This is a genomic window from Pseudomonas sp. ICMP 3272 (assembly GCF_001466905.1).
GTDB classification, from domain to species: Bacteria; Pseudomonadota; Gammaproteobacteria; order Pseudomonadales; family Pseudomonadaceae; genus Aquipseudomonas; species Aquipseudomonas amygdali.
Window position 1 is genome coordinate 1 of sequence record NZ_LKEK01000019.1, and the last position, 400, is coordinate 400.

The following is a 400-nucleotide window of genomic DNA, read 5'->3' on the forward strand; positions in this document are numbered from 1 at the left end:
ACCTGGCCACCGGCGATCTGGCCGTCGTTGTCGCCGCTGTTGTCGAAGTTGCCGCCGTTGACCCGCACCAGACCTTTGGCGTACAGGCCGCCGTTGCGGTTGTCGAAACCCGGGGTGGTGATCAGCGCTTCGCCGGTGCGTGCGGAGACTCGCCCGCCGTAGTTGTCGAAGCCGCCCAGCGCGGTCAGGTTGAGGCGTTGCGCCTGGATGACACCGCCCTGGCGTTTGGCGTCATAGCCATTTTTCAGCACGCCGGCCAGTTTCGCGGTGAACAGACCTTGCAGGCTGGACAGTACTCCGCCCTGACTGTAGAGGTTGGCACCGGTCAGGTTCAGGTCGCCGCCCTGGGCGATGATCCGGCCGTTCTGGTTGTTGACGGTATCAGCGACATCGACAACCA

Annotated in this window: 1 protein-coding gene; it reads right to left on the reverse strand. The window is 64.2% G+C overall.

Annotation, left to right across the window (positions count from 1 at the left end; all coding sequences use genetic code 11):
• On the reverse strand, positions 1 to 400 hold a 400-nt coding region (locus tag AO068_RS03120), incomplete at both ends, for a hypothetical protein (RefSeq protein WP_152999732.1).